Consider the following 15,237-nt stretch of genomic DNA (forward strand, 5'->3'; position numbering starts at 1 on the left):
CGGGATCGTCTTCCTTCGTTCGTTACTTCGTCGTGCGGAGGGACTCGGTGTAGGCCACGCACTCCTCGTACGTCGGCAGGAGGCCCTGTTCGGCGGCCTGCTCCAGCGTCGGCGCGTTCGTGTCCTTCTCGGAGAGGACCGGCTCGCCGATGCCGTCCGGCAGGGTGAGGCCCACGGTCGGGTCGAGGATCGTGATCCCCTTCTCGCGCTGGGGGTCGTAGTGCGCGCTGACGAGGTAGTTCACCGTGGAGCGGTCCTCGAGCGCGACGATCGCGTGCCCGAGCCCCTCGGACAGGTACACGGCCCGGCGGTCGACGTCGTCGATGCGGACCGAGTCCCACTGGCCGAAGGTCGGCGAGCCGACCCGGATGTCGACGATGTAGTCGATGAACGCCCCGCGGACCGCGGTGACGTACTTCGCCTGGCTCGGGGCGACGAGGGCGTAGTGGATGCCCCGCGCGACGCCGGCCGACGAGATCGACATGTTCACCTGCCGCAGGTCGAGCGGGTGACCGACCGTCTCCTCGAGGACGTCGGCACGGTACGACTCGAGGAACGCTCCTCGTGCGTCGCCGTGCTGGACGGGCGTGAACTCCCACGCGCCGGGGATCTTCAGTTCGCGGATCTGCACCGGGGAAGCCTAGCAAGGCGCGAGTTCGCATAGGCTGTCATGGTTCTGCGCACTGCCGACTCCCGAAAAGAGACCCAGCGAGCCCGTGAAGCTATTCGTCCAGATCCCCTGCCTCAACGAGGAGAACACCCTCGCCAGCGTCATCGACTCGATCCCGAAGCAGATCGACGGCATCGACGAGATCGAGATCCTGGTCATCAACGACGGCAGCACCGATCGCACGGTCGAGGTCGCCAAGGAACACGGCGTACGGCACTTCGTGCACCACACCACGAACATGGGCCTCGCCCGGTCGTTCCGTGACGGCGTCGACTACGCGCTGCTCCACGGTGCCGACATCGTCGTGAACACCGACGGCGACAACCAGTACCCGCAGGCACACATCGCGGAGCTGGTCCAGCCGATCCTCCGCAAGGAGGCCGAGATCGTGATCGGCGACCGGCAGACCCGGACCATCGAGCACTTCTCGGGGTTCAAGAAGCTCATGCAGCGCTTCGGTTCGTGGGTGGCCTCCCGCGCCGCCGGGCTCGACCTGCCGGACGCCGCGAGCGGGTTCCGCGCGTACTCGAAGTACTCGCTCATCCGCCTCAACATCGTCACCCGCTTCAGCTACTGCATGGAGACGATCGTGCAGGCCGGGTACAAGCGCCTCGCGATCGCGTCGATCCCGATCACGACGAACCCGAAGACCCGCGAGTCCCGCCTGTTCAAGAACATCTGGCAGCACATGTTCCAGTCCGGGTCCGCGATCGCCCGCGTGTACCTGATGTACCGCCCGATGGCACTGTTCCTCTGGGTCGCGGCGATCCTCGGCGCGCTCGGCCTCTGGCCGCTCGTTCGCTACCTCGTGCTCCTCGCGATGCAGACCGGCGGCAACCACCTGCAGTCGATCATCCTCGGGGTGGTCCTGCTCATCACCGCGGTCCTCAGCGTCGTGATCGGCGTCGTCGCCGACCTCACGAGGCTCAACCGCACGCTGGCCGAGGAACAGCTCGACCTGCAGAAGCTGCAGCGCTATGGCGACTGAGGGCACCGCCGCACTGCCGGTGTCCCGGGGGGAACGACGCACCGTCGTCGCGCTGACCGCGGCGTTCGCGCTGCTGCTCACGCTCTGGGCCTTCTTGACGCCGATGTTCGCGGCCCCGGACGAGGCGGCGCACTTCGACGCCGCAGAACAGCTCGCCCTGGGCAAGGGGTGGCCCGCACCCGGCGACATGGACCTGCTCGCGACGACGTACGTCGAACAGGGGCAGTCGACCACGGTCGCCGCCGCGAACCGCGACACGATCGCCCAGCTCACCGCCGAGAACCCGGGCAACCACGACTTCGTCAACCAGATGACGCAGCACCCGCCGACCTACTACGGCGTCGGCGCGCTCGTGCTCAAGGGCATCGGGTTCTTCCACCTGCGGTGGGACGTCGGCGTGATGGCCCTGCGCCTCATGGACGTCGTGCTGCTGCTCCCCCTGCCCGCCCTCACCTGGGCCACCGTGCGGCGCGTCACCCGCTCGCCCCGGACCGCGGTCGTCGGCGCCCTCGCGCTGTTCGCCGTCCCGCAGCTGGCGCAGATCGGGTCCTCCGTCACGAACGACGCACCGGTCATCCTGCTCGGTGCCGTGATCTCGTGGCTCGCCGCCCGGGCGCTCACGGGCGACCACCGGTGGCGGATCGCCGTCTGGCTCGGTGTCGCCGTCGCGGCGGTCTGCTCGGTCAAGGGCACCGGCCTGCCGACGGTGCCCTTCGTCGCCGTCGCCCTGCTGGTCGCGGGCCACGGCACGCTGTCCTGGGGTGCACGCATCGGCCGGACCGCCGTCGCGGGGGCGATCGTCGCCGCGCTGGGGTCCTGGTGGTGGATCCGAAACCTCGTCCTGTTCGGCACGCTGCAGCCCGACGGTGTCAGCGCCGTCCGGCAGGACAAGCCGTGGGGTCGTGAGACGAGCGCGAACTTCGGCGAGTTCATGAACGTCGAGTGGGACCGCCTCACCTCGTCGTTCTGGGGCCAGTTCGGCGCGCTGCGCTACCCGATGAGCCAGATCCTGACCGACTCGCTCACCGTCGTCGCCCTGGCCGTGATCGTAGGCTGGGCGTTCCGACGCACCGCGAACCGGACCACCGCGATCGTGATGCTCGTGCTGCCCGCGATCACCCTGGTGATCCAGCTGCAGAACAACTTCGCCTCGTACGACGACACGCAGCTCATCGCCGGAGCGCAGGGACGCTACCTGTTCATCGGGCTGGTGCCGCTCGTCGTGGTGAGCGCGGTGGCGTGGCGGAACCTCGTCACGAGCGCTCCGGAGCGGGCCCGTCTCGCTCGCATCCTGACCTGGACGTTCCCGATCGTGGGGCTCTACGGGCTGACGGTCGCCTACCGCGGCTTCTACGAGAACACGCACCTGCAGGTCACCGTCGCCGGGCTCGGCCGACTCGTCAACCTCACCTCGGCCGGCCGCTACGGCTTCGCCGTGGTCCTGCTGCTGGCCGTGGCCGCCGCCGTCTGGGCGCTCGTCGAGGCCCGGCGGACCACGGCGTCCGGGTCCGCCCCGCTACACTCGTCCATCGATCCACCGTCACCGACTCCGAAAAGGAACCTGACCTCGTGAAGATCCTCGTCACCGGCGGAGCCGGCTTCATCGGCTCGAACTTCGTCCGTCGCACCCTGCAGGACGCGTACCCCGGACTCGAGGGCGCCGAGGTCGTCGTCTACGACGCCCTGACCTACTCGGGCAACCTCGACAACCTCGCGCCGGTCGCCGACTCGCCGCGCTACACCTTCGTGCAGGGCGACATCCGCGACGCCGCGAAGCTCGACGAGGTCGTCCCCGGCATCGACGCCATCGTGCACTTCGCAGCCGAGTCCCACGTCGACCGCTCGGTCCGCGACTCCGGCATCTTCGTCGAGACCAACGTCGTGGGCACCCAGCGCCTGCTCGACGCCGCGCTCCGGCACGGCACCGAGCGCTTCGTGCACGTCTCCACCGACGAGGTCTACGGCTCCATCAGTGAGGGCTCGTGGGACGAGGAGCGTCCGCTCGAGCCGAACTCGCCGTACTCCGCCTCGAAGGCCGGCAGTGACCTGCTCGCGCGGAGCTACCACCGCACGCACGGGCTGAACCTCTCGATCACGCGCTGCTCGAACAACTACGGGCCGTACCACTTCCCCGAGAAGGTCATCCCGCTGTTCGTCACGAACCTCATCGACGACAAGCACGTCCCGCTCTACGGCGAGGGCAACAACATCCGCGACTGGCTGCACGTCGACGACCACACCCGTGGCATCGCCCTCGTGCTCACCAAGGGCCGCGCGGGCGAGATCTACAACATCGGTGGCGGCACCGAGCTCACGAACAAGGAGCTCACCCAGCTGCTGCTCGACGCCACCGGCAAGGACTGGTCGTACGTGGACCGCGTCGCCGACCGCCTCGGCCACGACCTCCGCTACTCGGTCGACATCTCGAAGATCCAGGCCGAGCTCGGCTACGAGCCGCAGGTGCCGTTCGAGCAGGGCCTCGCCGACGTCGTGCAGTGGTACCGCGACAACCGCGCCTGGTGGGAGCCCCTCAAGGAGCGCGCGGCGCTCGCCTGAGCCCGGACGTCACGATGACCCGCACCCTCATCACCGGCGCCGCTGGCATGCTCGGTCGCGACCTGCAGCTCGCGCTGCAGGGTCGTGACGTCACCGCGCTCGGCCGCGCCGACCTCGACATCACGGACCCCGACGCGGTCGACGCCGCCGTCGCCGGCCACGACGTCGTCATCAACTCGGCGGCGTACACCAAGGTCGACGACGCCGAGACGCACGAGTCCGACGCCCGCGCGGTGAACGCCACGGGGCCGGCGCTCCTCGCCGAGGCGGCCGTCCGGCACGGCGCGAAGCTCGTGACGGTCTCGACCGACTACGTCTTCGACGGCAACGGCACCGCGCCCTACGCCGAGGACGCCCCGACCGACCCGCTGAACGCCTACGGCCGCACCAAGGCCGAGGGCGAGGCGCACGTGCTCCGGATCGCCCCGGACTCGTCGTACGTCGTGCGGACCGCGTGGATCTACGGTGCCCACGGGCCGAACTTCGCCGCGACGATGCTCCGGCTCGCCCAGACGCACGACACGGTGTCCGTCGTGACCGACCAGGTCGGGCAGCCGACGTGGACCGGTGACCTCGCCCGACGCATCGTCGAGCTCGTCGACACCGACGCCCCGGCCGGGATCTACCACGGCACGAACTCGGGCCAGGGCTCCTGGTACGACTTCACGAAGGCGATCTTCGCCGAGAACGGGCTCGACCCGGAGCGGGTCCTGCCGACCGACAGCGCCGCGTTCGTCCGGCCCGCGCCGCGTCCGGCCTACAGCGTGCTCGGCCACGACGGCTGGTCGCGTGCGGGCCTGGCACCGATGCGCGACTGGCGCGAGGCGCTGCACGCTGCGACCGCCGCCGGGGTCTTCACAGCGTGACGGTCTCGTCGACCCCCGCGACGCTCGTCGTCGGTTCCGGCGGGTTCCTCGGCCGCGCGGTCCGTCGTGCCGCCGCTGCCACGCCGGGGGCGGACGTCCGTGCGGCGTCGGTCCCCTGGGACGACCAGGACGCCGCGGTCGAGGCGCTCGTCGAGGCGATCCGCGGTGTCCGCACCCGGGACGCCGGGTGGCGGGTCGTCTGGTGCGCCGGGACGGGTGTGGTCGCGACGGGTGCCGAGGTCTTCGAGGCCGAGCAGCAGCTCATCGCCCGGGTCCTCGAGACCGTCGAGGGCGACGACGCCGCTCCCGGGACGCTCTTCTTCGCGTCCTCGGCCGGGGCGGTCTACGCCGGTTCGTCGCCGGCACCGTTCGACGAGGACTCCGAGACGGCCCCGCTCGCACCGTACGGCCGGGCGAAGCTCGCGGCAGAGGAACGGTTCCGGACCTGGGCCGCGTCGACGGGGGCGCGGCTGGTGGTCGGACGCTTCTCGAACCTGTACGGGCCGGGGGCGAACCTCGGCAAGGCGCAGGGGCTGGTGTCCCAGCTCGCGCTCGCGCACCTCGACGGCCGACCGTCGTCGATCTACGTCCCGACGGAGACGACGCGCGACTACCTCTACATCGACGACGCCGCCGCGATGGTGCTCGACGCGATGGACGCGGTCGAGACGCCCGACCACGCAGCCACCGACGGCACCGACGGCGCGCGCGGCACCGACGACGCGACCACTGGCGACACCCACGGCGCGCGCGACAACGGCGGCGCAAGCGGCACCGGCGGCGCGAGCGGCACCGCCGGCACCACCGTCACGAAGATCTTCGCCTCCGGTCGCAGCGCCACGATCTCCGAGGTCGTCGCCGCGGTCGAGGATGCCTTCGGCGAGCCCCTCGACGTCCGGCACGGTGCCGACCCGTCGGCGACGTTCCAGGGGCTCGACCTCCGGTTCGCCTCGCGTGTCCTGCCGAGCGTCGACGCGCGGGAGTTCACCGACTTCGGCCAGGGCGTCCGCAACACGGTCGACGCCCTCCGCGCGGCCCGGGCCTGAGCGTTCGAGAAGCCGCGTCGGATTCCGAGGATCCCACGGGAACTCGTAGGATGCCGTCAGTGAGCACTGCAACCGAGGATCTCCGCGGTCCCGCACACCGTGCCCGGGACACCACGCGCTGGGACATCCAGGGGCTCCGTGCCTTCGCCGTCCTCGCCGTCGTCGTCTACCACCTCTGGCCGAACCGGCTGCACGGCGGGTTCGTCGGCGTCGACGTCTTCTTCGTCATCTCCGGCTACCTGATCACCGGCCACCTCCTGCGCGAGCAGCGCTCCACCGGTCGGATCCGGCTCGGGCAGTTCTGGTCCCGCCGGGCGAAGCGCCTGCTGCCCGGTGCGTTCCTGACGATCCTCGCGACCGGCGCCGCGGTGCTGCTGGTCGTCCCGAGCGCACTGTGGTCGCAGTACGGTCGCGAGTTGATCGCCTCGACGGTCTACGCCCAGAACTGGGAACTCGCGGCGAGCTCGGTCGACTACCTCGACGCCGACAACCAGGCCTCGCCCTTCCAGCACTTCTGGTCGCTCTCGGTCGAGGAGCAGTTCTACATCGCGCTGCCGCTGCTGCTGCTCCTGCTCGCCCTCGTCGTCCGGAAGCGGGTCTCCCCCGTCACGACGGCACGCGTCCTGCTCGGCACGGTCGTGGCGGCCTCGCTGGTCTGGTGCATCGTCCAGACGGCCACCAACCCGGGCGTCGCGTACTTCTCGACCGCCACGCGTGCGTGGGAGTTCGCCCTCGGTGGGCTCGCCGCGACCGTCGTGCTACCGACGCCGCGCACGGCCGTGGCCCGGCGTGTCCGGTCGGTCGCCGCGGTCCTCGGCGCCCTCGCACTCCTCGCCGCCCTCGTGGTGATCACCCCGGCGACGCCGTTCCCCGGCATCGCCGCGGCCCTGCCGGTCGTCGGTGCGGCGCTCGTGGTGACCTTCGGTGCGGGCACGCTCCTCGAGACGCTCGGCGCGGTCCGCCCGATCGCCTTCGTCGGCCGCATCTCGTACTCGCTGTACCTGTGGCACTGGCCGCTCGTCGTCATCGTGCCGATCTGGCTCGACCACCCGCTCGGCTGGAAGAGCAAGGTCGCGGTCCTCGCGCTCTCCCTCGTCCTCGCGGCCGTCACGACCGTCTGGTTCGAGGAGCCGCTCCGGTTCTCCGGGTGGGTCCGGTCGCTACGCCCGCGTCGTGTGGCGGTCCTCGGCGTCGTGTGCACGGTCGTCGTGGCCGCGCTCGGTGTGTCGACGCTGACCGCGGTGCACGTGCAGGAGGTGCAGGCGGCGACCTTCACGAGGCAGCTCGAGGACGGCGACGCGCCGTGCTTCGGTGCGGCGGCGGAGATCAGCGCCGCGAAGCCCTGTGTGGACCCGCGCCTCGCCGACGTCCGCGTGCCCGCTCCGTCCGCCGCGAAGGAGGACGACCCGAACCCCTCGCCCGACGAGCCGGACCCCAACTTCCGCAAGTGCTGGAGCGGCCGGTTCGACCCGTGCGTGCTCGGCAAGGCGTCGGGGTACTCGAAGCACCTGCTCGTCATCGGCGACTCGCACAGCAACACCCTGCTCGGCGCGTACCGGGACATCGCCGAGCGGAACGGGTGGCGCATCGACCTCGCCGGCATCGGCGGGTGCTACCTGACGACCGCGCACCAGCAGGCCCTGAGCCCCGCATCGGGCCGCGGCTGCGACCGATGGAAGCAGCAGGCGATCGCGTTCGTCGCGGAGCACCGCGATGCCGATGCCCTGGTGGTCGCGCACTCGACGACCCAGATGCCGGTCGACGCCCCCGAGGGTGCGCAGCGCGACGACGCGACGCGCGCCGGCCTGCTCGACGCCTGGCAGCGGGCCGCGGGTGACGAACTCCCCGTGATCGCGGTGCGCGACAACCCGGTCCCCCGACGCGACGTGGTGGCGTGCGTGAGCCGGATGACCGGACCCACGGACGGCTCGTGCGACAACCCGCGGTCGGTGGCGCTCGCCCAGACGGACTCGTCGGCCGAGGCGATGGCGGAGTTCACCGCGGCGGGCGGCACGGGCGGTGTCGTCGACCTGACGAAGTACTACTGCACGGACACCACCTGCCCGGCCGTCATCGGCGGTGTGCTCGTCTACCGCGACACGAGCCACATCACGGGGACGTGGGCGAAGTCGCTCGAGCCGTACATCGACCAGCAGCTCAAGCAGGAGCTCGCGTCGTTCTCGCGGTGACCTGACGCGGTCCAGGAGGCGCGGTGCCAGCCCGCACCGCGCCTCCTGACCCGCAGGCACGCGCGTCAGCGGCGCGCGGCCGCCAGCAGTTCGCGGTACCGGTCGCCGACAGCGTCCACGGTGTGGGCTGCCGCGGTCTCGGCCGCGGCACGGCCGAGTCGCTCGGCGAGCTCCGGGTCGGCGAGCAGGCGATCCACCGCCGCAGCGAGCGCCGCGGGGTCACCCGGCTCGACGAGCAGGCCGTTCACGCCGTCCTCGATGACGTCGACGATGCCGGGCACGGCCGACGCGACGATCGCGCACCCGGCGGACATCGCTTCGAGGAGCGCGACGGGCAGCCCGTCGCGGTCACCGTTCGCCGCGGGGACGGACGGGTAGAGCGCGATCTGTGCCCGGGCGTACTCGGATGCGAGGTCCTCTTTGCCGCGGGCACCGAGGAACGTGACGGCGGATCCGGCACGGGCCTCGAGCTGGGGACGGAGCGGGCCGTCGCCGACGACCGCGACCTCCGTCGGCTGCTCGGCCGTCCGGTCGAGCGCGTCGAGCAGGACGATCGCGCCCTTCTTCTCGACGAGTCGGCCGACGAAGAGCACCCGGCCGGGCACGCGGGTCTCGCGGGCGACCGCACGGGTGATCGGCTCGAGGTCGACGCCCATGGGGACGACGTGCACCTGGTCGGCGCGGGCACCGAGCTTGCCGAGCTCCCGCGCCATGTCGGTGCTCATGCAGGTCACCGAGGCGGCGCTGCGGATCACGGAGCGCTTGACGGCCTGGAGGAGCGGGTTGCGCAGGGCGTACAGGTCGCCGCCCAGCGTGGTCACGACGCGCGGCAGGTCACCGAGCACGAGCTGGCCGACGGCGCCCTGCGGGATGATCCAGTGCAGCAGCGCGACGTCGGGCCGGGAGCGGCGGCGTTCGCGGCGGAGCGCGGCGGCCATCGCGACGAAGAAGAACGGGACCTGCAGCCAGCGGGACTTCTTCGCCCGGAGGTTGTCGACGATCGCACCGTCGGCGAGGTCGCGCCACCGGGACGGGAAGTACGCGTACCGACGCACCTCGACGTCACCGATGCGCTGCTCGGCGGCGGCGCCACGGGTCATCGGCGCGACGACGACCACGCGGTACTCGTCGGACAGGGCCGTCGCGAGGTCGAGCACGAAGCCGGGCGTCCCGTCGCCGGCCTCGGCCGGGAAGGTCGACGCGGCGACGAGGAGGGTCGGACGGAGATCCGGATCGGGTCGCATCCAGCGCGCTCCCTTAGAGTTGTCGGTCGATGGACGCACAACAGCCTACGGGTTCGGCCGCAGGGTCACCCGACCCGCTCGACACCTCCTCCGACGTCGCCACGGGCGCGGTGCCGACGGCCGGTCGACGCGCTCGCGTGCTGACCGCGGTGAAGTGGGTGGCCGCCGTCGTGGCCGTCGCGTTCCTCGTCTGGAGCATCGCGAAGCAGTGGGACAAGATCGTCCACGACTTCGCCCGCCTCGACGCGACGACGGTCACCGTCGGCGTCGTCTTCACGATCGTCGCCCTGGTCGCGAACATGCTGTCCTGGCGCGCGATGATGGCCGCGAGCGGGTACCGGGTCCGGGTGGCCGCGGCGTCGTCGATCTTCTTCGTCGGGCAGCTCGGCAAGTACATCCCCGGTGGCGTGTGGTCGATCGCGGCCCAGGCCGAGCTCGGTCGGGCGCACGGCCTGCAGCGCACCGGCAGCGCGGTCGCCGCCCTCGCCTCGATGCTCGTCAGCATGGTCACGGCCGCGATCGTCGGGATCGTCGCCGTGCTGTTGTCGTCGTCGACCGGGTTCCAGACGTTCTGGTGGCTCATCCCGGTGATCGTCGTCGGCCTGGTGTGCCTCACCCCGCCCGTCCTCGGCCGGCTCATCGCCCTCGCGTTCCGGATCCTGCGTCGCCCGACGCAGGACACCACCCTGACCTGGTCCGGCACGGTGATGTCGCTCGTGTGGTCGCTCGTCATGTGGGTGGCCTACGGCGTGCAGGCAACCGTCGTGCTCCGGGCCTTCGGCGCCGACTCGCCGACCCTGTTCCCGGTGGCCGTCGGCGCGTACGCGGTCGCGTGGCTCGTCGGCTTCGTCGTGGTCATCGCACCCGCTGGCCTCGGCCCACGCGAGGGCATCCTCGTGCTGCTGCTCGGGAGCGTGGCGGGCGGGTCCGCACCCTTCGCGCTGGCCGTCATCAGCCGGGTGTTCATGACCATCGGCGACGTCGTGCTCGCCGGTGTCGGGGCCGCGCTCGCCGCCCGGCACCGCCGACGCAGCGCCCTCGCCACACCCCGATCGAGCGCCCCGGTTCCTCCCCGCGCAGACTGATATGGTCGCTTTCCGACCGCGCAGTGCGCACCACAGCACCACGAGGAGGCGCACCCCATGACAACACTCCACGTCGTCGTGGACCAGATCGTCGCCCCCGTCCCCGGCGGCATCGGTCGGTACGCGGAAGAGCTCACGCGGCACCTCATCGAGAACGCACCGGACGGCTGCGACGTCGCCGGCATCGTGTCCGCCGTCGGCAAGGACGAGCTCGCGCACATCCGGATGCTGCTCCCCGGACTCGGTGACCTCGACCGCCTGGCGCTCCCCCGTCGCGAGCTCTCGGTCGCCTGGCAGGGCGGACTCGTCGGGAACGTCGGACGCGGCATGGTGCACTCGCCGAGCGTGCTCGCGCCGCTCGTCAAGCACGACCGCTTCAGCGACCCCGGCCGACAGACGGTCGTCACCGTGCACGACACCGTGCCGTGGACGCACCCCGAGACCCTCACGCCCCGCGGCGTCCACTTCCACCGCGCGATGGTGAAGCGCGCGTGGAAGCACGCCGACGCCGTCGTCGTCCCGACGCACGCGGTCGCGAGCGCCCTGAACGGCATCCACCGCTTCGACGAACGCCTCCGGGTGATCGGCGGCGCCCCGAGCGGGCGACTGCGGACCCCGGTCGACGCGGACCTCCGTGCCGAGCGGCTCGGCCTGCCGGAGCGCTACGTGCTCGCGGTCGGCACGCTCGAGCCCCGGAAGGGCCTGCGGTACCTCATCGAGGCGATGGCGCACCCGGACGCCCCCGCGGACGTCCCGCTCGTGATCGCCGGGCCGGACGGCTGGGGCGACGTCGACGTGTACGGCACCGCGGAACGCGCAGGGCTCTCCCGCGAACGCGTGAAGGTGCTCGGCCGGATCGACGACCAGGACCTCGCCGTGGCGTACGACCGCGCGACGGTGTTCGTGTTCCCGAGCCTGGCCGAGGGCTTCGGGCTCCCCGTGATCGAGGCGATGAGCTTCGGGACGCCCGTCGTCCACTCGGACGACGACGCCGTGCGCGAGGTCGCGTCGGACGCCGGTGTCACGGTGGCCCGCGATCCCCGAGAGTCCTACCCGGAACGGCTGGCGCAGGCCGTCTACCAGGTGGTCAACGACCCGCTGCTCGCCGGGCAGCTGGCCGTCGCGGGACCGGACCGTGCCCGCATGTACGACTGGAAGGACTCGGCTGCCGAGACCTGGCAGCTGCACGCCGACCTGTAGCGGGTCGCCCGTCCTGCAACGGGTCGCCCGTCGGCTCGGACTACAGCGAGTCGCGCAGGCGCTGGGCCTTCTCCTCGACGAGCTGCTCGAGCCCGTCGGCGTACTCGCCCAGACGCGCCGCGACGGCCGGGTCGGACGAGCCGATGATCCGCGCGGCGAGGAGCCCGGCGTTCGCCGCACCGTTGATCGCCATCGTCGCCACCGGGATGCCGGCGGGCATCTGCACGATCGACAGCAGCGAGTCGAGCCCGTCGAGGCGCGCCAACTGCACCGGGACGCCGATCACCGGCAGGGTCGTCATCGAGGCGACCATCCCCGGCAGGTGCGCCGCGCCACCGGCCCCGGCGATGACGACCCGGATGCCGCGTGCGGCGGCGCCGCGGGCGAACCGGGTCATCTTGTCGGGCGTGCGGTGCGCCGACACGACATCGGCCTCGAACGGGATCCCCAGCTCGGTCAGCAGGTCCGCCGCGGCGCGCATCGTCGGCCAGTCGGAGTCCGACCCCATGATGATCGAGACGAGCGGCTGGACGGGGGCTGCGGTGTCGGTCACGCCACGAGCCTAGTCGAGCAGGGCGGACCGCCAGGTGTCGCCGTCGTGGCCGATCGTCCGCTCGTCACGCACCCAGCGGGCGGCCACGGGATCGGCGGTGCCAGCGGCGACGGCGCTCCGCAGGGCCGCGCGCCAGGCGTCGACGTCGTCGGGCACGGCGGCGACGCCGTGTCCGCGGGCGTCGCGGTAGGACGGGCGGTCGGACACGACGGCCGGGAGCCCGAGCGCGGTGTACTCGATCGCCTTGAGGTCGCTCTTCGCGCGGTTGAACTCCTCGTCACGCAGTGGTGCGACCCCGGCCCGCCACCGCTGCCGGTGGTCGACGAGCCACCGGGCGAACGCCGGGTAGTGCCCGTCCGGCACCTCGACGCGGCGGTACCAGTCGGGCTCGTCGGCGTCCTCGGTCACCCCGATGACCTCGAGCCGGATCGGGATGCCGTCGGCGGCCGTCAGGTCGGTGAAGACGCCCTGGAGCAGTGCGAGGTCGGCGCCGTGCGTGAGCGTCCCCATGTAGAGCACCCGGTGCTCGTCGGCGGGGCGGTCGTCGTCGGCGACGGGCTCCCCCGGGGTCCAGAGCGTCGGGTCCAGGGCGTTCCGGACGACCACCACGCGGTGTGCGAGCGGCCGGACGAGCGCCGCGAGCTCCTCGGTGCTGACGACGACGAGGTCGGCGCCGCGGACGAGGGCGTCGATCGAGGCCAGTCGGTCCGGGTCGTACTCGGCCCGGGCCAGACGATCGCGGCCGGAGTCGGTGAAGAAGTCGTCGTCGACCTCGGCGGCGACCCGGATCCCCCGCGCCGCGGCGGCGGCCAGGAACGGCGCCACGTCCTCGCGGCGCAGGATGTCCCGCTGGACGAGGACGGCCCGGTAGTCGGTCGTGTCGGTGCCGTCGAGGAACGCGGCGGGGTCGACCTGACGGACCTCGGCGGCACCGGAGCGCGCGAGGTGCTCGGTGCGGCGGACGACCCGGACGTGCGCCGAGGCGGGGTGCGCGCCACCACCGCCGGCCACGACGTACCCGAGGACCGGCGGCCGCGTCGATGCCGTCGGGGCGACCGGCTGGCCGCCGGTCAGGGTGCGACGGAGTCGGCGGACGGCACGACGGACGAGATCACGCGGCATGCGGCCATCCTCCCGCACGACGGCGGGCGTCGACGCACGCCGGGGGCACGTCCACGCACGGACGGACGGGCACGGACCGGCGCAGGGTCGCGTTCCTCAGCGCACGGACAGGGTCACGCACCCCATCGACGTGTCGCCGCCACGGCCGATGCCGACCGCCGTGAGGCACACGCTGCGCTTCCCGCTCGACACCGGCACCGTCGTCCGGAACCCGTGGTTCCGGCCGACCCGGTGCACCCGGTCGACGTCGGGCCGCGACACGTTCGCCGTCGCCGTCCCGACGACCTTGCCGCCGACGGTCACCCGCACGGTGACGGGCTTCGTCAGGTCGTCGCGGTCGAACGTCCACCCCGACACCGTGACGCGGCGCTTCGACCCGGACGACACGGACTCCCGGTGCGCGGTCGGCGCGACGGCCGGGGCCGTCCGGGCGGGCGCGGCTGCGACGACCGTCGTCCCGGTCCGCGCGTTCGCGACGAGCGCCTCGGCGAAGGGCGACCACCACGTCCCGGCCACCGGACCACCGTTGCACGTGCCGTCGCTCGCGCCCGGGGTCTTCACCCAGAGCAGTGCGTCGAGGGCCGAGCCGTCGGAGACGACCCGCGGCGACGTCCCGAGTCCGGAGCCCGGCCCGTTGCACCACGTGCCGCGCCAGCCCTGGCCGTTCCGTGACGTGTCGATGACGTAGTGGGACCCACCCGTGAGCGCCGACACGCGCTCGGCGTACGCCTGCTCCTGCGCCGTCGGGTAGTAGTTCGCGACGTTCGTGAAGAAGCCCCGGGCGCGCCGCACACCGGCGCTCTCGAGCCGTGACGCCATCACCGCCGGCGGGACCCAGTTCGAGTTCCCGGCGTCGAGGTAGGCGGGCACACCCGCGGCCGTGAACGCGGCGACCTCCCGCGCGAGGATGCGGTAGCGCTGGGCGTCGAGCGTGTCACTGCACGCGCTGTTGCTGAGCATCGCCAGGGAGTCCGGTTCGACGATCACGGCGGCCCGGTGCCCGGCGACACGGGCCACGATCTGGTCCACCCAGGCGTCGTACGTGGCCTCGTCGAAGCCACCGGCGGAGTACCCGCCGCAGTCGCGCTGCGGGATGGCGTAGGTGACGAAGACCGCGGTGGTGCCCGTCCGCTCGGCCCCCGCGATCGCCGCGTCGATGGTCTTCGTCAGCGTCGCGCCGCGGGTCCAGTCGCCGAGCCAGATGGCGACGGGGTACCCGGCGATGGTCCGCGCCGCCGCCGCGCCGCGCGGGTCGCTCGTCGCCAGGGCAGCCGCCTGCTTCGCCGCCTCGCTCGTGTCGGAGCGGTACGGCCCCGCGGCGTACAGGGACGTCGCGCTCGCCGCGCGGATCGACGCGGCACTCGTGGCCGCGTCGGCGGCGGTGGGCGTCAGCGTCCCCGCGGCGAGCGCGACGAACGCGCCCACCGCTCCTGTGGTGGCGAACACACCGGCGCGGCGCATGACGGACTCCCTGCAGACTCGACGACCCCTGACGAGTCCATGGGAGCACGCGCCGGAGCGCGGGTACACACGCCAGATCGGGTGCCACCCGATGGGGTGTCCGCTCTTCTGCGGACCGTGCGTGCGGACGTCAGGCCCGACCGGACGACCGACGGGAGGCGCGGTGCGGCACCGGTTCCGGGCGCGCCGAAGAGCCCTGGGACAGGGCCGGGTTGTGGTGCCTCGAGTGGTGCGGGTGGGGTGGTGCTGGTCAGGGG

Annotated in this window: 13 protein-coding genes; 8 read left to right on the forward strand and 5 right to left on the reverse strand. The window is 72.2% G+C overall.

Features of this window, described 5'->3' with window-relative positions:
• Positions 1-22: 22 nt before the first annotated feature.
• A complete protein-coding gene (locus ACNQOV_RS15445) occupies positions 23-631 on the reverse strand; it encodes a dTDP-4-dehydrorhamnose 3,5-epimerase family protein (protein ID WP_022906295.1) in 609 nt (202 codons plus the stop codon).
• Between the two features lie 85 nt (positions 632-716).
• Between ACNQOV_RS15445 and ACNQOV_RS15450 the strand changes: the two genes are divergently transcribed.
• From ACNQOV_RS15450 to ACNQOV_RS15475, 6 genes are read left to right on the forward strand one after another with little or no spacing between them, the layout of a single operon-like run.
• Complete coding sequence (locus tag ACNQOV_RS15450) at positions 717-1,658, forward strand: glycosyltransferase family 2 protein (RefSeq protein ID WP_416395603.1); 942 nt, start codon at positions 717-719, stop codon at positions 1,656-1,658.
• Positions 1,648-3,231 (forward strand): DUF2142 domain-containing protein, encoded by a 1,584-nt coding sequence (locus ACNQOV_RS15455; protein ID WP_416395605.1) that lies wholly within the window; start codon positions 1,648-1,650, stop codon positions 3,229-3,231. Before ACNQOV_RS15450 ends, ACNQOV_RS15455 begins: the two co-directional genes overlap by 11 nt.
• Entirely contained in the window at positions 3,228-4,214 is a 987-nt protein-coding gene (rfbB, locus tag ACNQOV_RS15460) for a dTDP-glucose 4,6-dehydratase (RefSeq protein ID WP_416395607.1), read from the forward strand. Before ACNQOV_RS15455 ends, rfbB begins: the two co-directional genes overlap by 4 nt.
• A 14-nt stretch (positions 4,215-4,228) precedes the next feature.
• Entirely contained in the window at positions 4,229-5,080 is an 852-nt protein-coding gene (gene rfbD, locus ACNQOV_RS15465) for a dTDP-4-dehydrorhamnose reductase (RefSeq protein ID WP_402268190.1), read from the forward strand.
• Positions 5,077-6,126 (forward strand): NAD-dependent epimerase/dehydratase family protein, encoded by a 1,050-nt coding sequence (locus tag ACNQOV_RS15470; protein ID WP_416395609.1) that lies wholly within the window; start codon positions 5,077-5,079, stop codon positions 6,124-6,126. The genes rfbD and ACNQOV_RS15470 overlap by 4 nt, the downstream gene beginning before the upstream one ends.
• Before the next feature lie 59 nt (positions 6,127-6,185).
• Positions 6,186-8,315 (forward strand): acyltransferase family protein, encoded by a 2,130-nt coding sequence (locus ACNQOV_RS15475; RefSeq protein WP_416395611.1) that lies wholly within the window; start codon positions 6,186-6,188, stop codon positions 8,313-8,315.
• Between the two features lie 65 nt (positions 8,316-8,380).
• On the opposite strand, the gene ACNQOV_RS15480 is transcribed toward ACNQOV_RS15475, so the two are convergent.
• Entirely contained in the window at positions 8,381-9,559 is a 1,179-nt protein-coding gene (locus ACNQOV_RS15480; protein WP_402268199.1) for a glycosyltransferase family 4 protein, read from the reverse strand.
• A 29-nt stretch (positions 9,560-9,588) separates the two neighbouring features.
• Here ACNQOV_RS15480 and ACNQOV_RS15485 point away from each other — a divergent pair, with 29 nt between their 5' ends.
• Both ACNQOV_RS15485 and ACNQOV_RS15490 read left to right on the forward strand, forming a co-directional pair.
• Positions 9,589-10,644 (forward strand): lysylphosphatidylglycerol synthase transmembrane domain-containing protein, encoded by a 1,056-nt coding sequence (locus ACNQOV_RS15485; RefSeq protein ID WP_416395613.1) that lies wholly within the window; start codon positions 9,589-9,591, stop codon positions 10,642-10,644.
• Positions 10,645-10,701: 57 nt separating this feature from the next.
• Positions 10,702-11,844, forward strand: a complete 1,143-nt coding sequence (locus tag ACNQOV_RS15490; protein ID WP_416395615.1) for a glycosyltransferase family 4 protein — start codon at positions 10,702-10,704, stop codon at positions 11,842-11,844.
• Between the two features lie 40 nt (positions 11,845-11,884).
• Here the strand turns inward: ACNQOV_RS15490 and purE are convergent, their stop codons facing one another.
• The 3 genes from purE to ACNQOV_RS15505 form a co-directional block, all read right to left on the reverse strand.
• On the reverse strand, positions 11,885-12,397 hold the full coding sequence (gene purE, locus ACNQOV_RS15495; RefSeq protein ID WP_022906187.1) for a 5-(carboxyamino)imidazole ribonucleotide mutase: 513 nt from the start codon (positions 12,395-12,397) through the stop codon (positions 11,885-11,887).
• 9 nt (positions 12,398-12,406) lie between these two features.
• Entirely contained in the window at positions 12,407-13,519 is a 1,113-nt protein-coding gene (locus ACNQOV_RS15500) for a hypothetical protein (RefSeq protein ID WP_416395618.1), read from the reverse strand.
• Positions 13,520-13,615: 96 nt separating this feature from the next.
• Positions 13,616-14,980: a glycoside hydrolase family 6 protein gene (locus ACNQOV_RS15505; RefSeq protein WP_416395620.1), complete on the reverse strand. Its 1,365-nt coding sequence runs from the start codon at positions 14,978-14,980 to the stop codon at positions 13,616-13,618.
• Positions 14,981-15,237 lie beyond the last annotated feature (257 nt).

It is taken from the genome of Curtobacterium sp. LFS084, assembly GCF_047977705.1.
In the GTDB taxonomy this organism is placed as follows: domain Bacteria; phylum Actinomycetota; class Actinomycetes; order Actinomycetales; family Microbacteriaceae; genus Curtobacterium.